Origin of the sequence: Nocardia sp. NPDC059177, assembly GCF_042755165.1 — a bacterium.
In the GTDB taxonomy this organism is placed as follows: domain Bacteria; phylum Actinomycetota; class Actinomycetes; order Mycobacteriales; family Mycobacteriaceae; genus Nocardia.
On the sequence record NZ_JBHZBX010000006.1, the window covers coordinates 264,301 to 288,501 of the forward strand.

Here is a 24,201-nt window from a genome sequence, read left to right on the forward strand (position 1 = left end):
GAATAGGCCGGGCCGACACCAGCTTCGAGGCAACGTGCTTCGACCCGCCCTCGCGACAGCGCCCCGGATTGCGAGAGAGTCCGGGGCGCTATCAGTGTTCGGGTCTTCAGTTCTTGCGGCCGGGCACCCTCGCGCCGGACTTGAAGCCGAGGCCGCCGGGCTTGGCGGTCGGCGGGGCTACCGGCGGAGTGCCGTTCCCATTGCCATTGGCGGGCCCGGGCTTTGCAGCCGGTTCAGCCCGGGCTTCCGCCGCAGTGGGAGACTCCGGAGCAGCCGGAGCAGCCGGAGTCGCGGCAGCGGCGCCGGAGGCCTTCGGGCCGGGGCGCTTGAAACCGGACTTCATTGCCAGACCCTTGGCAGCGACCGTCGGCTTGGTCTCGGTCGCCTCCGGCGCAGCAGCCGCTGGTGCTTCGGCGGCCGGGGCCGCTTCAGCGGATGCGGCGGCAGGCGCGGATGCGGCGGCGGGCTTGGCACCGGGGGCCTTCGCGCCACCCTTCATCCCGAGACCCTTGGCCGGAGCGGCTTCGGCAGCCGGGGCAGCTTCCGCAGCAGGCGCCTTCGCACCCGGCGCCTTGGCCGCGCCCTTCATACCGAGCCCGCCACCGGGTGCCTTCGCGGCACCCTTCATCCCCAGACCCTTGGCCGGAGCAGCCGGCGCGGCTTCGGCAGCAGGTGCCTTCGCACCCGGCGCCTTGGCAGCACCCTTCATACCCAGACCACCACCAGGCGCCTTCGCAGCACCCTTCATCCCCAGACCACCACCCGCAGGAGCAGCCTTCGGCGCGGACTCGACAGCCTCGGCGACCGGTTCCGGCTCGACCACCGGCTCCGGTTCGGGTTCGGTCTTCGGCTCCTGGACAACAACCAGATTCGCCGACAACTCCGCCGCATCCACCCGCGTGATCGAGTCCAGCATCAACTGCGCGACATCGACAACCTCGACACCCTCGCCCAGGCCCTGCTCCTGACGCGCGGTCACACCATCGGTCAACATCACCCGGCAGAACGGGCAACCCGTCGCGATCTTCGTCGGATTCGTCGACAACGCCTCATCGACACGATCGACATTGATCCGCTTACCGAGCTGTTCTTCCATCCACATCCGGGCACCACCGGCACCACAACACATCGACCGCTCACCGTGGCGCGGCATCTCCACCAACGTCGACCCCGAAGCCTCCATCAGCTCACGCGGCGCGTTGTAGATCTTGTTGTGCCGACCCAGATAACACGGATCGTGGTAGGTGATGTTCTGCGACACCGACGCCACCGGCACCAGCTTGCGCTGCCGCACCAGACGATTCAGCAACTGCGTGTGGTGCACCACCTCGTAGGTACCCCCGACCTGCGGGTACTCGTTGTTGAGCGCGTTGAAACAATGCGCACACGTGACCACGATCTTCTTACGGGACTGTTCGACACCTTCGAACACCGAGTTGATGACCTCGATGTTCTGCATCGCCAACTGCTGGAACAAGAACTCGTTACCCGCACGCCGCGCCGAGTCACCGGTGCAGGTCTCCTCCGCACCCAACACCATGAACTTGGTGCCCGCGGTAGCCAGCAACTCGGCGACAGCCTTGGTGGTTTTCTTCGCCCGGTCCTCATACGCGCCGGCGCAACCGACCCAGAACAGGTACTCGTAGCCGTCGAAACTGTCCGCGTCCTGCCCGAAGACCGGGATGTCGAAATCGACTTCCTTGATCCAGTTGAGCCGATCCTTGGAGTTCTGACCCCACGGGTTGCCCTTGTTCTCCAGGTTCTTGAACAACCCGGCCAGCTCCGACGGGAACTCCGACTCGATCAACACCTGGTAGCGGCGCATATCGATGATGTGGTCGACATGCTCGATATCGACCGGGCACTGCTCGACACACGCACCACAGCTGGTGCAGCTCCACAGGACTTCGGGATCGATGACACCGTTGACGTCCTCGCCACCGATCAACGGACGCTCGGCCTCGGCCCGCGCAGCCTCGGAGATCTCCCCCGCGAGCAGGTAGGGAGCCTTCGCATACGTATGGTCGCGCAGCGACATGATCAACAGCTTGGGCGACAACGGCTTACCGGTATTCCACGCCGGGCACTGCGACTGGCAACGCCCACATTCGGTGCAGGTCGTGAAGTCCAGCAACCCTTTCCAGGTGAAGTCCTCGATCTTACCGACCCCGAACGTGTCGACATCGGGATCGGCGGTCTCCATATCGAGGACCTTGCCGTCGGAGGTCATCGGCTTGGCCGCGCCGAGCGCGACGCTCCCGTCCGCCTCCCGCTTGAAGTAGATGTTGACGAACGCCGAGAGCCGATGCCAGGCCACACCCCAGGTCAGTTTGCGCCCGATGAGATACAGGAATGCCGCTCCCGCAAGCATTTTGACGAACGCGACGACCGAGATCAGCATCGGGCTCGCGGGCAACACCCGCGCGACCTGCATCGTGACCGGATCGGTCCACAGATGCCCGCCACCATAGGTGGCGATCCGCCCGGCCTTCACCAGCACATCGCCGACCCCGTGGGTGAGCACGATCAACTCGATGAGGTACGCCGCCAGGAAATTCGATCCGCTGAAGCGTGCGAGCCGCTCGGGCCTGCGCGGATGATTGCGCTGCCGGATGACGATCAGCGCCACGATGCCGATGATCGTGCCGAGCGCGAGCACCTCCTCCAGCAGGTGATACCCGGCGGTGTCCCCGATGACCGGCCAGCCGAAGGTGGGATCGAAGGTCTGCCCGTAGGACTCGAAATAGAACACCATCCCGAGCAGGAACCCGACCATCACCAGCCAGTGCGCCCAGCCGACACTGCGGAATTTGTTCATCCGCGTGTGCGCGGCGACCTCGACCGCCACGGTGCGCAGCCGCGGCAGGACCGGACGCAGCCGGGACGAGTCCGGTCGGCCGGCGCGGAAGACGCGCACCATCCGCGTCAAGCCGATCCCCAGCGTCGCCCAGCAGTACAGCGTGATGATGATGCCGATGATCCCCAGAACGATCGTCGGAGCACTCATGGTGCAACCCCCTTCCAGCAGTCACCAGCAGCAACAGAATCATGTTACTGACGGGTAACTTACGTCTCTGGGGTCAACGTAGCACCCGGATCAGCACTCGCGAAACCCCGGCTGCCGGATTCGGCTCCGTGACGTGGATTACCAGCGCCCTTGTCGCACTGAGCAGTTGGCGACCCTCATGGGACGCCAGGCGACCATACAGCTACTGCGCGGCCATCCCCGGCCACACCACGGGACAGTGGCCGCGCCGACCGCCACAACCACACGCGGGCGGGCCTCACCCCTCCGGAACCAACACACCGCCCCGAACGTGAACCTACGACTGGAACACCCGTCCCACTGATACTGTCCGACCCGCAGATGTTGCCCCGGAACACCGCACCCCAGGAGCGCCGACGCATGCTGCTCGCCATGTCCCACGACGACCGCGAACAATTCCTCGCCGCCCCTCGCGTCGGCGTTCTCAGTGTCATCGACCCTCGCGCCGGCGACCGCGCACCACTGGTCGTCCCGGTCTGGTACGACTACGAACCCCACGGTGAGATCGTGGTCGAGACCGGCCGCAACACGCTCAAAGCCGAGCTACTCCGGGCCGCCGGACGGTTCAGTCTCTGCGTCCAGGACGAGCGGCCGCCGTATCGGTACGTCAGCGTCGAAGGCCCGATCACCGGCACGGACGATCCGATCGACCCGGCCGTGCGCGCCGCCATGGCCGCGCGCTATCTGGACCCAGAGGAGGCGCGCGCCTATCTGGCGGCGACCGCCGATCAGCTCGCGCACGATGTCACCTTCCGGATGCGCCCGCAGCGCTGGCGCACCGCCGATTTCGCCGCCTTCGCCACCGGATTCGCGGCGGCGGGCGCCACCGACTGACACCACTCCAGCACACACCGAGCAACCGAAACCGTACGAACGGAGCAGGACTTGGTGACTCACCCCGCCGGTTTGTCCGACCCATGCCCGGCATCGGCCGCAACACCGGCCCCTGGATATCCCCGCGACGCCTCCCTCCCGGAACTGTTCGCCGTGCAGGCCGCCGCCCGCCCGGATGCGCCGGCAGCACGGCACGGCACCCGCGCCATCACCTACGGACAGCTCGCCACCAGGGCAGATGCGCTTGCCGCACGATTGCTCGCCCACGGCGCCGAGCCGGGCGAGCCTGTCGGGGTATGTGGGAGCCGTTCGCTCGAAGCCCTCGTCGCCCTGGTGGGTATCCTGCGGGCGGGCTGCGCCTATGTGCCCCTCGATGAAGACCTGCCGCCCGCGCGCTTGCGCGCCATGGCCGAGGACGCCGGCTTGCGCACCGCCGTCACACTGCCCAGCAGCACGCGCCGGGTCCGCGGCCTGCGCCACACCATCGCACTCACCGACGACACGCCGAGCACCCTCGCCCCGCCCCGCAGGCTCGCCACCGACTGCGCCTACGTCGTGTTCACCTCCGGCACGACCGGTCGCCCGAAACCGGTCGCCGTGCCGCATCGGGGCGTGGTCCGGCTCGTGCTGTCCGAGCACCGGCTGCCCGCGCCCGGGCCGGACGACCGCGTCCTGCACGCTTACGGCCTGTCCTCCGATGCCTCGACGATCGAGATCTGGAGCGCGCTGCTCACCGGCGCATGCCTGGTCCTCGCCGACCGGACCGATCTGCTCGCACCCACCGCACTGGCGGAACTGCTTCGCGCGCAGGAGGTCACGTTCGCCTACCTGACGACGAGCATCTTCCATCTCGTCGCCCGCACCAGCCCGGAATCGCTGGCCCGGCTGCGTTTCGTCTCCGCGGGCGGTGAGGCGATGGACCCGCTGCTGGCCGATGCCGTACTGGCGGCCTGCCCCGCGACCACCGTGGTCAACTTCTACGGCCCGACCGAGAATTCGGTGGTCTCCACCGCGCATGTGCTGCGCCCGCTGTCCGGCGACGCGTCACAGGTCCCGCTCGGACTGCCCTTCGGCGCCTCCACCTGTCACGTCGTGCGCGCCGACGGGACACCGGCGGCGCCGGGCGAGGAGGGCGAACTCCACGTCGGCGGGGACGGGCTCGCGCTCGGCTATCTCGGCGACCCCACGCTCACCGCCGAGCGATTCGTGCGACTGCCCGCCGTGGAGCCGAACGGCGTGCTCTACCGGACCGGCGATCGCGCGGTGTGGATCGACGGCCTGCTGGAATTCCGTGGCCGCCTGGACCGGCAGGTGAAGCTGCGTGGCGTGCGGATCGAACTCGACGAGGTCGAGGCACGTTTACGGGCGCATCCGGAGGTCGGCGAGGCCGTGGTCGAGGTCGTGGCGGGCGTACTGACCGCCTACCTCACCGCCGCGCGAGCGGGCCGACCGCTGCCGCTGCCCCGGCTGCGCGCCTATTGCGCGCAGTGGCTGCCGCCGCAGGCCGTCCCCGAACTCGTTGCCCTGGACCATCTTCCGGTGACCAGCGGCGGCAAGGTGGACCGTGCCCGACTCCCCGCTGCCGCTACCCGGCCGGCGACGACGACCGACGACGGCGGCCCGCTCGGTGTCCTCGCCCGGATCTGGCACCAGGTGCTGCGCGTGCGCCCCGGCCCCCGTGACGACTTCTTCCTGCTCGGCGGCGATTCCCTGCTGGCCGCCGAGGCCGTCACCCGAACGATCGCCGAGCTGAACCTCGACGCCGCCCAGGGTTCCGGCCTGATCAGGGCGTTGCTGGCCGAGCCGACGCTGGAGTACTTCGCGGCAGCGGTGGATCGGGCAGGGAACGGCAGCACCGCCACCACCGAACAGATCATCGACTTCGAGCGGGAAGCCGAGCTCGGCTTCGATCTCCCACCAGCCGGCGGCCCAGTCCCCCGCCCACACGCGCCGCGGTCGGTATTGCTCACCGGCGCTTCGGGTTTCGTCGGCGCCTTCCTGCTGGACCGACTGCTGCGCTCGACGACAGCGCACATCCACTGCCCGGTCCGGGCAGCCGACCGGCCGCGCGCCGAGCAGCGGGTGCGCACAGCACTTGCCCGCTACGGCCTCTTTCCCGATGCGGCCGCGTGGCGCCGGGTGGTGTGTTTCCCGGGCGACCTCACCCACCCGCGTCTCGGGCTGTCGCCTGCCCACGCCGGCGAACTCGCCGCCACCCTGGATCTGGTGGTACACAACGGCGCCCACGTCAATTTCCTCTACCCGTACACCCAGCTGCGCGCCGCGAATGTGGACGGCACCCGGGAGGTGACCCGGATCGCGGCCCCGCGCCGCGTACCGGTGCATTTCATCTCGACCGTCGCGGTCCTGGCCGGGTTCGGCGCGGCCGGTGTGCGCACGGTCGCCGAGGATCGGCCACTGGCCCACGCGGACGGGCTCACCCTCGGGTACGCGGAAAGCAAATGGGTCGCCGAGCGGGTCCTGCGCCGGGCGGCCGAGCAGGGTCTGCCGGTGGCGGTGTATCGGCCCTACGAGGTGATGGGTGATCGGGCGCACGGCGTGTGCAATACCGAAACCGCGCTGTGCTCGCTGTTCAAGATGATCGCCGAGACCGGGCTCGCCCCCGATATCCCGCTGCCCATGGATCTGGTGCCGGTGGATCATCTCGCCGAGTCGGTCGTGCACATCGCCACGCACCGACCGGCCGAGGGCCGCGTCCACCACCTGACCAATCCGCGCCCGGCCATGCTGTCGGATGTCGTCGACCGGATGCGCGCGGCCGGCTTCGCGCTGCGAGTCCTGCCGTACGCCCAGTGGGTGGGCGAGCTGGTGCGCCATGTCGCCGAGCATCCGACCAGTGCGACAGCCCCCTTCGTGTCGCTGTGTGTCGACCGCAGCCGCACTGCCGACATGTCCGTCAAGGAGATGTATCTGCAGGGCACCTTCCCGGTACTCGAGCGGACCAACACCGAGGCGGCCCTGTCGGGCAGCGGATTGTGTTGTCCACCAGTCGATTCGGTGTTGCTGGACTGCTATCTGGAGTACCTGTTCCGCTCCGGCTTTCTCACCGCGCCGGCGGTGACCACCGCATGAGCGGTACCGTCGAAGTCCCCGCCGTCGAACCCGGCACCGCCGGGCCACCGTGCGCCTATGCCCGGCTGCGTAGCGAGCAACCCGTCGTCCGTGCCCTATTACCCAACGGTGAGACGGGCTGGCTGATCAGCCGCTACGCCGATGCGCGGGCCGCGTTCGCCGATCCCCGGCTGGCACGGCCTCTGCTGTCGGCCTGGCCGCCGACGGACAACGCGCCACCCCCGTGCCTGCCGACCTTCCTGGAAATGACCGGGGCGCACCATGATCGGGTTCGCCGCGCCGTGCTGCCCCTGTTCGGCAGGCGACGACTCGAGTTCATGCGCCCGCGGATCCGGGCCATGGCGCACGAGCTGATCGACGCCATGACGACCGGGTCGGCAGCGGACCTCGTCACCGCCTATGTCGCACCGCTCCCACTGCGCGTGCTGTGCGCGATCACCGGAATCCCGCACGAGGATCGCGACATCTATCTGCCGCACACCCTCACTCTCCTCGGCGCGTCGGGTGTTCCGATGACCGAGGTGCTGGCGGCCCTGTACGCGCTGCAGGACTACGCGTCCGCGCTCATCGCCCGCCGGGAACGCGAGGGTGCGGGCGAGGACTATATCGGGCTACTGCTCACCCGAAGTCGTTGCACGGACAGCGATCTGGACCGCGATGATGTCGTCAGCTTCGTCGTCACAATGCTCATGGCCGGCTACCAGACCAATGTTGCGCACACCGGCAATGCGCTGCTGGCCCTGCTCACCCACCCCGGCGAACTGGACCGGCTCCGCGCGGAGCCGGATCGGATCGGCCCGGCGGTCGAGGAGTTGCTGCGGTATGTGCCGCTGATGAACGCCATCAACATCCTCGTCGCGAAACAGGATTTCACCCTGCACGATCAGCACATCCGCGCCGGTGACGCGGTCGTGCCCGTCCCGGCCTCGGCCAACCGTGATCCCTCGGCGTTCGCCGACCCCGACCGTCTCGACCTGACCCGTTCACCCAACCCGCACCTCGCCTTCGGGCACGGCCCGCACCAGTGCACGGGCGGGCACCTCACCCGGCTCCAGCTCGCCACCGTGATCGGAGTGCTGCTGGAACGACTGCCCGGGATCGACCTCGCGGTGCCGCCCGAGTCGATCACCTGGGACGAGTCGACTCCATTGCGCGCCCCCGCCCAGCTGCCCGTGCGCTGGTGACCCGCACCGCCCGAACCGAGCAGAGAGGTCTCCCCACCGTGACCGACACCGGTCTCCGCTATCCCTTCAGCACCGAGGGTGTCCGGCTCGCCCCCGAACTCACCGACCTGCAAGGCCGATGTCCGGTGGCCAGGGTCGCCACCAACTCCGGTGGCGAAGCGTGGCTGGTCACCGGCTACGAGCTCACCAAACACGTGCTGCGCGACCGCGCTTTCGACCGCGCCGTCCTGGCCGACGCCGACAGCCCCACCCAGGACACCCCGATCCTGGCACCGGAACTGCTCGACGCGATGAATCACCTCCAGCGAGCGGGACTCCGCGAGGAGGTGCTGCGGGCCCTCGGCCGGCATCAGCCCGATCTGCCCACGGACTGGGTCGCCGAAATCACCGCGACGGGTGTGGCCGCCATGCTCGCCGAGGGACAGCCGGGTGACCTGCAGCGTCACTTCGCGGAATGGGTTGCCGCCCAATGCCTCTGCCGACTACTCGGCCTGCCCTTCGCCGACCGTCGGCGGCTCGCCGAGCACGCCGATACAGACCTCACGATGGTCGTCCACTCCCCGGACGAACTCGCCCGCAACTGGGAGGAGATCCGCGCCTACATGCAGGACCACATGGCCACCCGCCGCCCCGGCGCACCGCGTGGCCTGGCCGACCGTCTCGCCGATCGCAATGCCCACCGGCGCGAGCTGACCGACCGTCAGCTGTCGAATATCGTCGCGGTCCTGTTCGTCAGCGGTTACGAGGATTTCGCGAGTTTCCTCGGCGTGGCCGCACTCAACCTGCTCCAGCGACCCGAGGTGATCGCCGAGGTCCGAACCCGGCCGGAGACGATGCCGCACTGTGTGGAGGAACTGCTGCGGTGCAGTGTCGTGCTGGGCAATGCGATTCCCCGCTACGTCACGCAGGACACGACATTGGGTTCGGTGCCGGTCGAGCAGGGCGATCTGGTGCTGCTGTCCCTGGACGCTGTCAATGTCGACCCGGCCGCGTTCCCCGACGCCGACACCTTCGACCCGGCCCGCTCACCCAACCCACATCTGCGATTCGGCTACGGCCGCCACCACTGTCCCGGTGCGCATCTGGTCCGCCACCACTCCGGCACCGCGTTCCGAATACTGCTCGACCGCCTGCCCGACCTCCGCCTGGCGGTTCCGGTCGAAGAAATCCCCTGGCATCCCCACCGAATGGCAATAATGCCCGCCGCCATTCCGGTCCATTGGTGAAATCACCGAATTCACGACACGCCGGATTTGACCATATTCGACACCGTGTTAGGGTATTTGCGGCAAGTACGCAGGTCTCCGAAAAATCGTACACAACTACGAAATTCGAGGAGTATTCATGCGATTCGTCAAGACCAGTGCAGTTGCTCTAGCTTTTGCCGCGGTCTCGTTTGCCGGAGCCGGCTTGGCACAGGCCGCCACCTCCATCGAAGTGACAGAAGATCTCATCGGCTGCGCCCTGGAAGCCGAAGCGAGCGGCGATACCCTCGCCGAACTGCACGAAGGCTTCGGCACCACCATCGAACTCACGGCCGGCGCGGAAGCCGACCTCACGGCAGGCAATTGCCTCTAGCCACCGAGGTGTAGATCGCCACTGTCCGAGAGCAAGGACCGGAAGATCTGCAACCTGCCCAGTGGCGTGAGAAACAAGAGCGGCCACCGCACCAGCGGTGGCCGCTTCTCGTCCCCGGCCAGCGCGCGATATCCCGCCGCCTCGGCTATTCGTCACGCGGAGCATAGAGCTCCGGATTGAACAAGGCCAGCGCGCCGGGTCGGGTGAACAATTTACACTGAAGGGAACGTAGCACCACAATCCCCTCAGCATCAGTAAAAGTGCTCACCATACTGAATTCGGTACCAGCACCGAACAAGTCGCTACCGAAAGCCAGCTCACTGAGAAACAGCACCCGCGCCGTATCCACTTCGGAAAGACTCCGGGCGCCAGCGACAGCTCGGCGCAGCCTGGCCATATCCTCATTGAACACCACACGGCTTCGGTATCCGAGCGCACGCACTGGCACTGGTGCGCTGGTCGAAATTCCTACCCAACTCGCGAGAGAAGCATCCACGAATTCCCGCTCCCGCGCCGTCAGCACAGCCATATAACGTCCAGTCCCACCCTATTGCCTACCAGCTACCTCGGCGGCAGCTCGGACCATTCATGGTACAGATTCAGGAAGTCGAGCGAGCAATCCTCTGGCAGCAGGTGTTCGAGGCCGTCACCCGCGCGATCCCGGCGCGACGCGACAGACAACAGAGCGGCCACCGCACCAGCGGCGGCGCTTCTCTGCGGTGCGTGCATGGCACTAGTGCGAGAGCCCTCTCATTGCGGTGGCAGGCCTTTGGCGCTAGCGTGGCGCTCGAAGGGGCTACGGGGAATTGGGGAAGTATGGCTGGCACAACGGATCTCGATCTCGATCCGACTCGAACACAAGAGCTCGCTACGACACTGGGCAAAGCGGAAACCGAAGTCACCACGATTTCGGTGAGACCGGTCAGAGCACGGTGACGCTGGACGGCACCAAGGTTCCCGATGCGGCGACCTCGGCGATCGCCAAGGTCGCCAAGGCTGCACAAACGCTGGTCGCCGACTACCGTGCGCTGTCGGCGGCGACATCGACCGCTGTCACCGAGTTCCAGAACAGGGACCGGCAGAACGCGGGCGACCTCACCGACACGCAGGCCGCGCTGGCATGAGCACGCTGGGCACCAGCGAGCAGGAAGAGCTGGCGAAGTCGCAGATCGGCACCCTCACACCGGCACAGGTCGCAGCCTGGCAGCCGTCGACCTTGACCGACCTGGGAACGGCATGGTCGACACAAGCGCAGCAGCTGACGACCTTCGACGACACCGAATACCGCGCGGTGGACGACAGCCGCGACTTCTGGACCGGCAGCGCCGCCACCGCGATGCGCGACAAACATGGGCAGATCCGCACCACCACCGGCAGTTTCATTGCGGCCCTGGAGGATGGCGCCACAGCGGCGCAAACTGGCGCGAGCACCTTGGATGCCGCCAAGACCGCCGTGGTGAACGCGGTGAAGTCGGCGGAATCCAACGGCTATGAGGTCGGCGACGACGGGACCGTGAAGATCTCGACCAGCACCCACCAAACGCTGCTGTCGCAGCTGGATGCCTCGTCGTACACGGTGGCCGCGGGAGCGTTGCAGGTGGATGCGGACGCATCGACCACAGCGGTGAAGCAGGCCCTGGAGAACGCCCGCACGGCGGCCACCTCCGTGCAGACAGCGATCGAGAATGCCTTCGCCGTTCTGCCCGAAGACGACTCCACGGAGATTACCCAGGCCGGTCCGTTCTCTGAGCTGCCACAGAAGTTCGGAGAATCCACCTGGCAGCTCATCAATCGCTCGAATACATTGACCGCCCAGCTCGCCCAGCTGACCGGTGACGGCTGGAGTATCGAATACGGGAAAGAGGGTGAAGGCAGCTACACCGTCGGCCGCGACAAGAAGATCGTCCTCGACGGGAGTCTGCGCAATAATCCCGAGGCCACCACACAGGTCTTGGCTCACGAGGCCGGGCATGCCTCCTACAAGGGCGGTAGTGGCGGATCGACCCAGCAAGACTGCGTCAACGCTCTTCTCACCAACGAGGGCGCAGCGACACTGAACAATATCTCCGTGCAGCGTGAGATCCTCGCGAACGGCGGATCGGATATCGGCGTCGCCGGACAGAACCCGGATGTCGCTGCGGCGTGGACAGCGTCCTACGACAAGTACCGGGCGGCCGGATCGTCCCCGGAGGCATATCAAACTGCGATCTACGATATCGGCCAGTATTACGGCGACAACCTTCATCCATCCACTGCCCCGAACCTGACCTACCGCCAGTACTACGAATCGCAGTGCAAGTGATGCGGCGCAGGATCCGGAGACCGAGGCAGATCGCGATGCGGTGGATGACGGTGCCGGTGGCTCTACTCTTGGCCGCCGGATGCGCACCCGACAACAACGAAAACTCAGATGTCTCCAGGGAAGTGACGACCATGACCGATCAATCGACCGATATCTGGCAGCTGGTCAACGACATCGCGTCCCAGGCGCCGTTGTCGACCGACAAGATCAACTCGTTGTTCCAGGTCCAGCTGTCCGGCACGGGACGGCAGAGCACCGGTCCTGCGACCGTCGACGGGGTCACTGTCGCCGAAGTCGGCACCGTCACCCGTCCCGACGGTGAGTGGGTGTTCTCGTATTTCGACATCGCGCCATCGCCCTGCATCGGTCTCGACGAGCTGAAGAGCCACTACTCCGACGTCGCGCTGACCGACGTGCCGCGCGGCCACTCCCCCGAAGAACAGTACGTCTGGACCTCCCAGCAGCCCTGGGGCGCACTGAATTTCGGCTTCCGTGAGCGGGACTACTGCCTTGTCGGCGTCAGCCTCCACACCGAAGGGGATTGGACAAACACTCCGATCCCGACAAACTGACGCGACCAGCCGCGCAGCGCGCCCGACACCGAAGGCCCGCCTATGGGAGACATCGATCCGGTTTCCGGTCACATCGCCCAGCTCCAACGAGCACTCACCGATGCCAGGGGCAAGGCAACGAGCGCCGACGGCGCGGTGCTGGTGGAAGTGGGCGCCAACGGCACATTGCACAAGATCACAGTGGGCGACGGCGGCGCGGATCTCGATCCACGCCGCCTCGCTGAGATGATCGTCGACCTGCATCGCGAGGCGGTGGCTGACGCGGCCGCGGTTATGCGCGAAGCGGTGGCCGCGCTGGGCAGCGACCCGCGCATGCAGGAGAATCGCCAGGACGTCGTCGACAAGCTCGCACAACCGCGACCGATCGGCGAAACATCCGGTCGCACAGCACCTTCTCCGCCTGAGACCACCGGGTCGGTCGACACTGCGGCAAATCCACCCGAGTCGGCAGTCCTCGATGGACCGCGCGACGAGTCGCCATTGTTGCCTGCCCCGCCGACCGAGCCGGCCCCAGCTTCGGCACCGCGGCAGCCCGGTATCACCACGGCACACCTGCCCACATCCGGCACATCTGCGCGAACGACCCCCGCGACCGCGCATCCGATGGCGGCGCGTCAGCGCCCCGCTACCCGGGCCCGGCTCTCCGAGTTCGACCCCGTCACCTTCGCACCGGTCACCCGCACCCGCCGCACCTTGACACCGGGTCAACCCACCGACAGACCGCATCGGCCGACCCCCGCCGCCGAACCCACGACCACCACCGAGTCAGCACCGGACCCCGTGCCCACCTCCGAGCACTCCGCGGCGCCCCCGGAACGGCGAACCGAACCCGCGACCGACCTCACCGAGCACATCACCGCCTGGGGCGATCCCGCCGACGACCCGAACACCTCCGACGAGAACTGGCCACCCGACGACCACCTGACTCTGTCGGGTGAATGGTGGGGACTTCCTTCGACCGACGGCCGCTGATCACGAAGGGCGACAAGCCCGTTCAGTACGGCGGTACTCAGCACGACGAGCAGAATCCCCAGTCGAGCAGGCCACCCGCCATGAACCCGCCGACGCACTGCGCGGCGAGCCCACCGATCCGAGCGGCGGCCACTAGCCGCTCGCTCACACCAGCCAGCTCTTGCGCTGGAAGTACTCCGCTTCCGGATCGTCCTCGTCGTCGTAGACGTAACCCCGCGCCACCGGACGCAGCGCCCTGCTGGTCGCGTCGATGCGCTCCTGCAGCTGACGCAGCAGCTCATCAGGCGCGCCGGGGGTGACGGAGATGTCGTCGGCGCTGAGTTCGTGTAGCAGGTAGCGCCCGTCGTTCGGGTAGTCCAGCCAGATGAAGGCGCGACCGTCATCGGTGGGTGTGGAATCGAGAGCGAAGCCGGGCAGCACGGTGATCTCGCCCATGCCGGTCCGTTCGCGCCGGAAGAAGCGCTGCATCTCCTCGACGGGCGACAAGCGTGTGGGATGACGGCCGTAGGTGGGCTGCTCCAGATCGCTGCGCCTGCCGTGGAACGGCCGGTGCGCACCGGCCCCGAACCGCGGGATGCGGCCGACCACCTCGGCGGCGATCCGATGCGACTGGTGGGTGCTCACCGTGATGTCGGTGCCGTACTCGCGTGTGCGGCCCGGCCGCTGCACCGCCAAAGTTGCTGTGCTGCCGGAGATTCCGGCATGGATGCGGACCACCTGGGTCTGGTCGGGCCCGTAGAACCCGTAGACCTCGATCCGCATCTCGGGTTCCAGCAGCACGGCGAGCGCGGAGTAGAGGGTTTCGTCGAAGCGCGGCGCCAGACGTTGCGCGGCGGCGGCGCGGCTGCGCGTGTAGTCGCCGGGGAACTCGAGCTCGTTGGGGAACCAGCTCAGCGGATAGGGCAGCCGGTCGCGACCGAGCGCTTCGAGGGCGATGGTGAAGGTGAGACCTTCCATCTGCCAGGTGGATCCGGTCATCCGCCGATCACCCCGCCCGGCGGGAGCACCCGAGGTTGCACACCGAGCAGTTCGGTCTCCCGGTCCTGGATGAGGTAGTCGGGGATCTTGTGCTCGCTGTCGTCGTCGCCCTGGCCGCCGCGGCCGCCCGCGCCCATGCCACCCATACCGGGCATGCCGCTGCGTCCGGCCGTCCCGGCGCTGGTGCCGCCGCGTGTGGTGGCGCCGGTACCCGCCGGCTGACCCGGTACCCCGGCCACCGGCGTGCCCGCCGGTGTGCCACTGGGTGTTCCGCCCGGAGTTCCGCCGCCCGGACTGCCCCCTGGACTGCCGCCGTTCGGGCTGCCAGGAGTGCTCGGCGTGGTGCCCGCCGGCGTGGTGCCGTCCGGCGTCGTGCCCGCGGGTGTGGTGGTGTCGGGCTCCGTGGTCTCCGGATCCTCGGTCTCGGTGTCGCTGGGATCGTCGGTGTCGTCGGTGTCGTCCGGATCCTCGGTGTCCTCGGGATCGGTGGTCGACGGCGTGGTCGGCGTCTCCGGGGTGGTGGTCTCCGGCGTCTCGGTGGTCGGCTTCTTGCTGGTGCCCGGATTTTTCCCGTCGTCTGGATCGTCGGTAGTGGACTTGAAGGTGCTCGACGCGGGCGCGAGCACCGGCGTGTGCTCGTCGACTTCCTTGGCGACCGGCTGATAGACGGTCTTCATGACCTCCTGCGCCGCCTTCGACGATTCGTCGGCACGATGCTTGGCCGTCTTGAGCAGCCCCGTACCAGGAATCATCCCGACCGCTTTGTCGAAGGCCGACACGTCTTCGGGCTCACCGACCGCCGTCTTCGCATGTCCGAGTGCGGTTTCGAGCAGATCAATACTGTTGGCGACCATCTCGAAGGTCAGCGCGAGCTTCTCGGCCTCGGTCCCGTAGGCACGGGTGCTCTCCATCGCCGCGGTGGCCGACTTGCCCTGCCAATGCTCTTCCAGGGCCTTCTCGACCTCCTGCCGGAAGGTCGTGACAGCCTCGCGCATCCCGCCGTTGCCGCCCTCGCCCTCGTCCAGCCGCCGCCAGCCGTTGGCCCCCGAGTTGATGTCGGCGGCCTTCACCGCGGGCTTACCGTTGTTGCCCTGCAACGCATCCCAGATATCCTGGTGCGACCAGAGGTCGAAATCCTCGTGGTCGGTGATCTTCGTCCCGGCCCACTCACCGTCGAAGCGACCCTGCAGCATCGATCGCTCGGTGCTGATGACCTGCTTGTCACCACCGTACTGGTTGTTCGCGTCGTCGTTGCGCGAGTTCTGCTCGTCCTTGTTGTCCGAGGACTGGTTGTAGTTGTCCCAGACCTTCAGACCACCGATGGTGATGACGGCGGGGAGGGCTACGGTGAACGGGAATACCATCAGATCTCCCCTTCCTTCTGGCCGAGATTGGTTCCGCTCTGCTGGTCGGAATCTTTAAGCTTGCCGATGGCGGCGGCATAGGTATCACGCATGAGTTGGGCGATCTCGATGTGCTGGTCGAGTCGCTTGGACGCAGAGTCCCCAGTATTGTCAGCCTCGCCGTTTACGGCCTTGTTCTGAAACTTCTGCTTCAGCAGATCGGCGGATGGAATCCCTCCATAGCCAGTGAGGTGTTCAAGAAATCGAGCATCTTCCTTCAATTTCTCGAGCTTTCCAGCGTACGTAGCGCATGCCGCACGAAGCGCCTCACCGACGCCATCTTCCATACTGAATTCACCAGCGATGGCCTGCTGCTTCAGCGCCTTCCACTGTGTGATGTCTTTGTCAATACCATCAGCCATTAGCCCACGGCCCCCAATTACTGTCAGTCATTCCGCACCAACTACTTAGGAAGATGTGGCTCGAGATCTGCTGCGTGCTTAGCTGCGATCGTGCAGGAGTCGACGTCTTTCGCCCCATTCGACAGCCACGACGAGTAGATCTCGAACATGCCCTGGTCGGCAGGGAACGCGACGAAGCACCCATCAGGGTTCGACTTCTCGCGGAAGGTAATGCCCGACCGCCCGCCGACCGTGGTGTCCCGAAGATCAGTCACCGACTCCTTGGCACGCGTTTCGTCGATCGTGTGACTCGATGACGCAACCGTCAGCACGTACGGATCCCCCTCCGGATACCACGAACACACCCGCCAACTAGCCGGCCCGGACGGCGGATCCGTGACAGTCCGCTTCGACGCCGGATCCACCCCGGTCGCCCGCAGCACATCCGCACCGAGCTCCGTGCACGGGTTGTAGACCACGATCGAATCGATATCCCGCGTAGTCGTCACCGGCGCGGTGGGGTTCCCGTCGACAGACGACCCACACCCCACGACGCCCAGCAGACAGGCCCCGACCATCGCCGCACCCAGTACCCGACTGTTCCGCACGAATCTCCTCAGTTCCCCATCCGAGCGAGCGCGGCGGCACCACCACACCGCCTGTCCCCCGCCGTCGCGCCCACGCGCGCCGATGTTCGGCGCCAAGAATACACCCGCACCCCCACCCACAGAACCTCCCGAACCACCCACCGACACACCACGGCCCCCTGCCCGCACGACCGGGTGTCACCTCATCGTGCAGCAGGCCCATTCGCTGACGAGTGCGCGCGCTTTTCGTGCGCCGATCGAACCAGAAGCCAGTGTGGCATCATGCCAGTTCACAGCCCTGGATGCACGCTTGGCCGGTATCCGTGTGCACGCTTGGACGGTATCTCTGTGCACGCTTGGACGAACTCGTCATCCCCGTGGAACTCGCTGGGCGTCAGCAGCACCGCCAACGACATCGACTCCACCGCTGTCGCCTTCTTGGACGCACCGATCCACCCGATGGTTCCGTCGAATTCACCACACCAGCCGCCCCGACGGATTCCGCTACTCTGAGCGACTGGCACCAAGTGCCACAGGTCGTACGAGACAGCTACGCCATCGCAGGTCGTGAGCATCTCCGACCCGGCGGCACAGATTGACCAGGGGTGGGGAACACGATGACGAATACAGGCGGTGCCGGGGAGATCAACGTCTCCGCGGATCAGATCAAGTCCCACGCCACCAACATCACCTCTGCCGGCTCAGGCCTGACCGAAGCGATGGAAGCCGCCCAGGCCGTCTCCGCGCCCTCGGACGCGTTCGGGAAGCTGTGTGCTTTTCTCGGTCCCCTCTTCGTCGACTCGGTCGAAACCGACGGTATCGACGCAATCCAGTCCGCGATCACTGCCTTCGGCGACACCAGTGCGAACCTGACCGCGGTCGCCGACGCCTTCACCACCCGTGACACCACCAACGCCGCCGCCCTGAAGTCCCAGGAATCCGGGCTCTGATGGCCGCCAACCCCCTCATCGCCCAGAAACAAGACACCACCGACTGGTCCACCGGGATCAGCCTGGTCTCCTCGGTCACCGACCTGTCCGACGCCATCTCCAGCGGTTCCTGGATCGACGTCGGCCTCGGCGTGGTCGGCCTGGCCGCCGAAGCCGTTTCCCTGGTCGTCGACCCCTTGGGCACCCTCGCCTCCTACGGTGTCGGCTGGCTGATCGAACACTGCCAACCCCTCCAAGACGCGCTGGACTGGATCGCCGGTGACCCCGCCCAGATCGAGGCCTACGCCACCACCTGGGACAACGTCGCCGCCCGCATCAACGAAGTCGCCACCGCCCAAAACCAAGCGGTCACCACCGACGTCGCGGACTGGACCGGCCAAACCGCCACCGCCTACAAAAACGCCGCCGCCAACACCACCAACCTGCTCACCGCCGCCAACACCGCCGCCACCACCGCCGCCTCCGCCATCCGGCTCGCCGGTGGAGTCGTGGCCGCGGTCCGCGAAACCGTCCGCGATCTGGTCGCCCAAACCGTGGGCCGCCTCGCCGTCTGGGCCGCCGAAGCCCTGTTCACCTGCGGGCTGGCCACCCCCGTCGTCGCTGTCCAAGCCACCGCCTACATCGCCAAAACCGTCGCGATGATCTCGAAACTGTTCTCCCGCCTGGCCAAAACCATGGCCAAATTGAAACCACTGCTCAAACAGTTGAAGAACGCCTTCGGCGACATCGCCAAAGCCTTCAAGAAAACCCCGTCCAAGGGTGGCAAGGTCGACAGCCCCTCCACCACCCCCGCCGGAGTGAAGAAAACCGACACCCCGACGACCCCGTCGACCACCAAAACCCCGGACACCCCGACCACCCCGTCGACGACGAAAGACCCCAGCACCCCGTCGACCCCCGACACCACCCCCGCAAAGACTCCGGCGAGTACCCCGTCGACGAACAACCCGAAGATCACCGCCGACAAAGACTCGAAACTGCCCGACCAAACAAAAACCGACAAACCCGACCTCAACAAAACCAAAACCCAAACCACCGACTGCGGTGACCCCGTCGACGCCGCCACCGGCGAGTTCCTCCTCCCCGAAACCGACATCGACCTACCCGGCGTCCTCGCCCTGGTCCTGACCCGCCGACACAGGTCTTCCTACCGCTTCGGTCGCTGGTTCGGCCCCTCCTGGGCAGCCACCCTCGACATGCGCGTCATCGTCGACCAGGTCGGCGTGAAATTCGTCGGCCCCGACGGCGAACTCTGGCAATTCCCCCACACCGCCCCCGACACCCCCGTCCGCCCCGTCCACACAGGCATCCGGGCCACCCTGACCCGCACCGACACCGGCGGCTACCACGTCCACGACCCCGAACGCGACATCACCTGGGTCTTCCACCCCGACCCCGTCCTGGCCGGCCTGGACACCCAACTCGGCAACTACGCCATCACCGAGATCACCGACCGCCACCACAACCACATCCGCTTCCACTACAGCGATGACGGCACCCCCACCCACGTCACCCACTCCGGCGGCTACCACGTCGAGATCGCCACCAGCGAGGGCCGTGTCACCGCCCTGACGGTCACCGGCACCGATCCCGACAGCACCCCCGTCTCGACACGGGTTCGTGAATTCGGGTATACCGCAGGCAATCTCACCTCTGTGATCAACGGTGTCGGGGCGATGACCCGATACCGCTACGACAGCGACGCCCGCATGCTGGCATGGCGTGATTCCCGCGGCACCGAAATGGTCAACACCTACGACCCGGCCGGCCGCGTCGTCAAACAAGTCGGCACCGACGGGATCCTGTCGGCCACCCTGACTTACGAAACCCTTCCCGAGTTCGGGCGGACCCGCACCCACCACACGAATTCCCTCGGCGCCACCACGATCTTCGAATTCGACGAACAACTCTGCTTACGCAACGTGATCGACCCCCGCGGCGCGACGTCGATCACCGATTACAACGAATACCGTCAACCTGTCCGTCACGTCGACGCCTACACCAATACCACGGTCTACCTCTACAACAATGACGGTGACCTGGTGCTGCTGCGTCGTCCGGACCAGAAATCGATCACCATCGACTACGCCGCACCCCGACGCCCGGCCACAGTCACCGACGTCGATGGTTCGACCATCACCCGCACCTACGACGAACACGGCAACCTGACCAGCGTCACCGACGCCGACGGCATCACCACCACCTACACCCACCACCGATGCGGGGCACCGGCATCGATCACCGCATCCACCGGAGCCGCGACTCTCATCGAGGTCGACAGCGCCGGACTACCGATCCGGATCACCGAACCCAACAACGCGGTTACATTGATCGGCCGCAACACTTTCGGTCGACCCAGCATCATCACCGACCCACTCGGCAACGTCAGCACCCACCACTACTCGACCGAGGGAAAACTTCTCTCCCACACCGACCCCGAGGGCGCGACCCAGTCGTGGACCTACGACGGTGAAGCCAACCTGCTCACCCACACCAACCAGATCGGCGCCGTCACCCGCTATACCTACGGCACCTTCGACCTCGTCGCCACTAAAGAAGCCCCTGACGGCACCGTCACCACCTACACCCACGACACCGAACGCCGTCTCACCTCGGTCACCAACCCGCTCGGCGATACGTGGACCTACGAATACGACGTCGCCGGAAACGTCTGCACCGAAACCGACTACAACGGCTCAGTCACCCACACCGACCACGACCTGCTGGGCCGACCGGCCGTCGTCACCACCGCGACCGGTGTCCAACGCCGCCATTCCTACGACATCCTCGGCCGCTTCACCGGAGTCAGTACCGACACCGGTGAATGGATCACCAACACCTACACCCCGACCGGACACCTCGCAAACGCTCGAAACGGGTCAGGCGACACCACAATCCACTCTGTAACCTTCGACCACACGCCCGCAGGTCGGATCCAGGCCCAGCATGTCGACGGACACACCACCACTTACACCCATGACGACCACGGTCACCGAACCGGCTACACGACCCCCAGCGGCTCCACGACCACCTACGAACGCACGCTGACCGGCCAAGTCGCCGCGCTGACCACCCACGGACACCGTTTCGACTTCACCCACGATCTGCTAGGCCGCCAGAACAGCTGGCACACAACCGGAATCGGCCAGCACAACACCTACAGCTCCGCCGGGAATACCCTCAGCCGCGAACTCGTCCAACTCGATCCACACACCAGCACCCCGACCCAACTTCTCGAACGCGACGAATACTCCTGGCGCCCCGACGGCTACATCACCAGCCACACAACGACAACCCCGACCTCCAACCACCGCCGCGACTACACCCTGGACGTGATCGGCCGCATCACCCACATCACCACCCCCGGCGCTGGCGTCGCCGAGCACTACACCTATGACGCCCTGTCAAACCTCACCACCACCGAATTTCCCACCCCACCGGCACCAGCACACAACACCCCTGAGTCGTCCGACGACCCCCGCTTCGAGTACCGCAACAACCTACTGATCCGAGCCGGCCGCACCCGCTACCACTACGACACCGCAGGACGCCTGGTCCGCAAGGAAAAGACCCGGCTCTCCCGCAAACCCGCCACCTGGCACTACCGCTACAACGCCTTCGACCAACTAATCGAGGTCACCACCCCCGACAACGCCACCTGGAACTACACTTACGACCCTTTCGGTCGCCGGATCACAAAACATAACCACGCTGCTCAGACCAGAACTGAGTTCGCCTGGAACGGGGTCCATCTCACCGAACAATGCACCATCACCGAATCATCCATCCGAATCGATACCTGGACGAATCACCCCGATACTCATGTGCCCCTTACCCAGTCCGTCGACGACAAATTCTGGGCAATAGTCACCAACTTCGAGGGTGCCCCAACCCACCTCGTCGACCCCACTACCGGTCGAATCGCCTCAACAACCACCACCACCCTCTGGGGGAAAGTAACCTGGACTGGTTCCGACACGATACATCGGTTCCAAGGCCAACAATACGACTCGGAAACCGGTCTCTCCCACAACCATCAGCGATATTATGATCCAGAGACTGGCAGATACCTTACCCAAGATCCGCTCGGACTTGCACCAGCTCCAAACCCGAACACATTTCCTAACAACCCAACCGTATGGACCGACCCGCTCGGGCTGGCGCCGTCGAACTGCCGTCAGGTCAACTACACGGGAACCAATGGCGAAACCGGCGAGAACCTTCGACGAACCGCCACAGTAGGCAGCGATCAGTGGAACTTCAATACCGGCCATGGATACAATCGCGCCCATACCGATAATGCAACAGGTTTGCAAAATGACCTGCGGACCACTGGGTTGACAGCTGACCAAATCGAATCCGCCATCGTCAACGACGTATACAATAGAATCTCCGCAGGAGCGACGATACCAAGCCCAGGATCCGCTGGATTCACGGGCCCGCTTCAGGCTGTCGTAAGCGTCGACGGACACAACGTTGGATACAGAGTCAGTCAAACATCCCACGACAGCGTATTTCGGGTAGCAACTTACTGGCTAGATTGAAAGGATTTAGGTTGAGCGTCTTACAGCGACACGCACAGAATCTCTTGACGTCGGTCGACACTGCCGAGGAGAACAATGCCGTTAGCGCATTCCTCGAGACCGTCACATTTGCTAGTCACAGCGATATCGCCGCGCTCTTACATGATCATCTCCCCAGCGTGTTGCCAGATTGGGCCATTAACATTTCTCGGCGGCTCGCGAATCTTAGCGATATCGATTCTTCACCGGCTGACACCGCCGGTAAAGAAGTGTTGAGCACCGGAGTTGAAGAGCTCATTTCGGCTGCCCAATGGGTAATCGGGGCACCCAAATCAGAAACCATGCGAGCGCGAGCCCGCTTCGTGAACCTTCTGTCCACCGCAGATGCCGAGGTCATCGTGACAATGCTGAACCATGAGTTCGAGAAGGATTGGATGGCTTTACCCGTATGGGCGAGAAATCTGTCATTTCGACTCGCATGCCTTCAAAAGCCGAACGATGCCGATCTCCTTCGTCAGGCTGGCGCCGATCTTCTCTGCTTCGGCCCCGATTGGGACAGTATCGCCAACGACCTACTCGACCGTGCACGCTTCTTGGCCGGAAATGCTTAGACCGCGGGAGAACTATCACAGTGGTTGAGTTCATTTTCTCCGTACGAGACGAGCCACCAGAAGACGGATATTCTCTCGGCGACCTACATCTAATCGGTAATGCAGGTTCCGTTAACACCTGGGACGCCACGTACCCAGATCAACGAATGATGGTTTACCCGTCCGCCGCCGATCTACTCTCGGAAATCCGTCTACTCGTTGAACGGAGAAAGGGGGAAACGACATTCGAAGGCATAGGTTCGATGTTCACCGTGACATTTTCCCTCCAGAAGAGAATGGTCGAAACCTGGTATAAGCGAACAAAGATTGACACTGCACCACTGGCCGAATTCTTGAATGCAGCCGTCGGTAGCGCCAAAAATCTCCTTGACCACGGCGCAATCGCCGTTCGAGAGAATCGAACTGTATTAGATTCCCTCAGGGGAAAGATAGAGTTCTACGAGGCATGGCAGCAATCCATCGAGAACAGTCAAAGAATAGGTTCTCAAAAAGGAAAGCGTGACCGAGAATGACATCGAAGCTCTTTAGGATGCTGAACTCGAGCTCACCAATGCATTGAACTCCCGCGATCCGCAAAGAATCGATATTGCAAAGCATGACTTTATCGAGAAAGTGACCTTTGCTGACGCTCAGGAAATTGTCGACATGCTCCACAAGTCTATGGAGAAGGAATGATCAGACCTTGTACCATGGGCGCGAACTGTGTCGTATCGATTGGCTTGCCTGCAACGCCCGAACGATCCATCGCTGCTTCGCGAAGCTGCGGGCGATCCACTTTCCTTGGGCTGGATTTGGACAAGTACGCATATGCCTTTCAAGCGCGCTCAAGAACTGGATAATTCAAATTGAACGAGTGGACATGGACAGTAGCGGCGTACTGAAAATATTCAACCTCATTGAACTGGTATCTACCGGCACCATTCTCTGCGAGAATCAATGCATGGTCGGCGCGGTTTCCCTGGGCGATGTCACTTTATATGGCGCACGTAGCGACGGCACATTGGAGAAATTGCAGGATCCATGGACTGTTGATCATATCAGTTATCTCCGCAAGTCGGTCCAGTCGATTCGCGAAGGGCATTCCAACGGAATCTGGTTTACGGGCGATAATGTAGAACGGTTGAGCGGCTATGAGCCCCTAACAGGTTCGGTCAGGTAGCGATGAGACCCACTGTCGTGCAGTATGTTTCGCCGTGGCGGCGCCGTGGATCGTGGATGATGAGTTGT

20 protein-coding genes are annotated in these 24,201 nt (G+C 64.9%); 14 read left to right on the forward strand and 6 right to left on the reverse strand.

Annotated elements, in window-relative coordinates; genetic code table 11:
* Positions 1-106 precede the first annotated feature (106 nt).
* Positions 107-3,007 (reverse strand): (Fe-S)-binding protein, encoded by a 2,901-nt coding sequence (locus tag ACFXK0_RS10595; RefSeq protein ID WP_379409795.1) that lies wholly within the window; start codon positions 3,005-3,007, stop codon positions 107-109.
* 411 nt (positions 3,008-3,418) lie between these two features.
* Here ACFXK0_RS10595 and ACFXK0_RS10600 point away from each other — a divergent pair, with 411 nt between their 5' ends.
* The 5 genes from ACFXK0_RS10600 to ACFXK0_RS10620 all read left to right on the forward strand — a co-directional run bounded on the left by ACFXK0_RS10600 (position 3,419) and on the right by ACFXK0_RS10620 (position 9,735).
* Positions 3,419-3,880 (forward strand): pyridoxamine 5'-phosphate oxidase family protein, encoded by a 462-nt coding sequence (locus ACFXK0_RS10600; RefSeq protein ID WP_379409796.1) that lies wholly within the window; start codon positions 3,419-3,421, stop codon positions 3,878-3,880.
* 54 nt (positions 3,881-3,934) lie between these two features.
* Positions 3,935-6,973: an amino acid adenylation domain-containing protein gene (locus ACFXK0_RS10605; RefSeq protein WP_379409830.1), complete on the forward strand. Its 3,039-nt coding sequence runs from the start codon at positions 3,935-3,937 to the stop codon at positions 6,971-6,973.
* A complete protein-coding gene (locus ACFXK0_RS10610) occupies positions 6,970-8,157 on the forward strand; it encodes a cytochrome P450 (protein WP_379409797.1) in 1,188 nt (395 codons plus the stop codon). The genes ACFXK0_RS10605 and ACFXK0_RS10610 overlap by 4 nt, the downstream gene beginning before the upstream one ends.
* Before the next feature lie 38 nt (positions 8,158-8,195).
* Positions 8,196-9,383: a cytochrome P450 gene (locus tag ACFXK0_RS10615; protein WP_379409799.1), complete on the forward strand. Its 1,188-nt coding sequence runs from the start codon at positions 8,196-8,198 to the stop codon at positions 9,381-9,383.
* Positions 9,384-9,501: 118 nt separating this feature from the next.
* Positions 9,502-9,735: a hypothetical protein gene (locus tag ACFXK0_RS10620; protein WP_379409801.1), complete on the forward strand. Its 234-nt coding sequence runs from the start codon at positions 9,502-9,504 to the stop codon at positions 9,733-9,735.
* 145 nt (positions 9,736-9,880) lie between these two features.
* Here the strand turns inward: ACFXK0_RS10620 and ACFXK0_RS10625 are convergent, their stop codons facing one another.
* Positions 9,881-10,264: a hypothetical protein gene (locus ACFXK0_RS10625; RefSeq protein WP_379409802.1), complete on the reverse strand. Its 384-nt coding sequence runs from the start codon at positions 10,262-10,264 to the stop codon at positions 9,881-9,883.
* Positions 10,265-10,667: 403 nt separating this feature from the next.
* Between ACFXK0_RS10625 and ACFXK0_RS10630 the strand changes: the two genes are divergently transcribed.
* Genes ACFXK0_RS10630 through ACFXK0_RS10645 form a run of 4 tightly spaced genes read left to right on the forward strand, consistent with a single transcriptional unit; the run spans position 10,668 to position 13,581 of the window.
* Positions 10,668-10,859 carry a hypothetical protein gene (locus ACFXK0_RS10630; RefSeq protein WP_379409803.1) on the forward strand — a complete coding sequence of 64 codons (192 nt, stop codon included), beginning with the start codon at positions 10,668-10,670 and terminating at the stop codon, positions 10,857-10,859.
* The gene (locus ACFXK0_RS10635) at positions 10,856-12,037 is read left to right on the forward strand and encodes a WXG100 family type VII secretion target (RefSeq protein ID WP_379409804.1); all 1,182 of its coding nucleotides are present in this window, start codon (positions 10,856-10,858) and stop codon (positions 12,035-12,037) included. The genes ACFXK0_RS10630 and ACFXK0_RS10635 overlap by 4 nt, the downstream gene beginning before the upstream one ends.
* Before the next feature lie 44 nt (positions 12,038-12,081).
* Positions 12,082-12,609, forward strand: coding sequence for a hypothetical protein (locus tag ACFXK0_RS10640; RefSeq protein ID WP_379409805.1), 528 nt, complete (start codon positions 12,082-12,084; stop codon positions 12,607-12,609).
* 42 nt (positions 12,610-12,651) lie between these two features.
* Positions 12,652-13,581 (forward strand): YbaB/EbfC family nucleoid-associated protein, encoded by a 930-nt coding sequence (locus tag ACFXK0_RS10645; RefSeq protein WP_379409807.1) that lies wholly within the window; start codon positions 12,652-12,654, stop codon positions 13,579-13,581.
* Positions 13,582-13,725: 144 nt separating this feature from the next.
* Here ACFXK0_RS10645 and ACFXK0_RS10650 read toward each other — a convergent pair whose 3' ends face one another.
* From ACFXK0_RS10650 to ACFXK0_RS10665, 4 genes are read right to left on the reverse strand one after another with little or no spacing between them, the layout of a single operon-like run.
* The gene (locus ACFXK0_RS10650) at positions 13,726-14,559 is read right to left on the reverse strand and encodes an ESX secretion-associated protein EspG (protein WP_379409808.1); all 834 of its coding nucleotides are present in this window, start codon (positions 14,557-14,559) and stop codon (positions 13,726-13,728) included.
* Complete coding sequence (locus ACFXK0_RS10655; RefSeq protein WP_379409809.1) at positions 14,556-15,923, reverse strand: hypothetical protein; 1,368 nt, start codon at positions 15,921-15,923, stop codon at positions 14,556-14,558. The genes ACFXK0_RS10650 and ACFXK0_RS10655 overlap by 4 nt, the downstream gene beginning before the upstream one ends.
* The gene (locus ACFXK0_RS10660) at positions 15,923-16,324 is read right to left on the reverse strand and encodes a hypothetical protein (RefSeq protein WP_379409810.1); all 402 of its coding nucleotides are present in this window, start codon (positions 16,322-16,324) and stop codon (positions 15,923-15,925) included. Before ACFXK0_RS10660 ends, ACFXK0_RS10655 begins: the two co-directional genes overlap by 1 nt.
* 41 nt (positions 16,325-16,365) lie before the next feature.
* Complete coding sequence (locus ACFXK0_RS10665; protein WP_379409811.1) at positions 16,366-16,911, reverse strand: DUF3558 domain-containing protein; 546 nt, start codon at positions 16,909-16,911, stop codon at positions 16,366-16,368.
* A gap of 596 nt (positions 16,912-17,507) precedes the next feature.
* Here ACFXK0_RS10665 and ACFXK0_RS10670 point away from each other — a divergent pair.
* The 5 genes from ACFXK0_RS10670 to ACFXK0_RS10690 all read left to right on the forward strand — a co-directional run bounded on the left by ACFXK0_RS10670 (position 17,508) and on the right by ACFXK0_RS10690 (position 24,133).
* The gene (locus tag ACFXK0_RS10670) at positions 17,508-17,840 is read left to right on the forward strand and encodes a type VII secretion target (protein WP_379409812.1); all 333 of its coding nucleotides are present in this window, start codon (positions 17,508-17,510) and stop codon (positions 17,838-17,840) included.
* 131 nt (positions 17,841-17,971) lie between these two features.
* The gene (locus tag ACFXK0_RS10675; protein WP_379409813.1) at positions 17,972-22,384 is read left to right on the forward strand and encodes a DUF6531 domain-containing protein; all 4,413 of its coding nucleotides are present in this window, start codon (positions 17,972-17,974) and stop codon (positions 22,382-22,384) included.
* 11 nt (positions 22,385-22,395) lie between these two features.
* On the forward strand, positions 22,396-22,974 hold the full coding sequence (locus tag ACFXK0_RS10680) for a hypothetical protein (protein WP_379409814.1): 579 nt from the start codon (positions 22,396-22,398) through the stop codon (positions 22,972-22,974).
* Positions 22,975-22,994: 20 nt separating this feature from the next.
* Positions 22,995-23,486 (forward strand): hypothetical protein, encoded by a 492-nt coding sequence (locus ACFXK0_RS10685; protein ID WP_379409815.1) that lies wholly within the window; start codon positions 22,995-22,997, stop codon positions 23,484-23,486.
* 347 nt (positions 23,487-23,833) lie between these two features.
* A complete protein-coding gene (locus ACFXK0_RS10690; RefSeq protein WP_379409816.1) occupies positions 23,834-24,133 on the forward strand; it encodes a hypothetical protein in 300 nt (99 codons plus the stop codon).
* Positions 24,134-24,201: the final 68 nt, after the last annotated feature.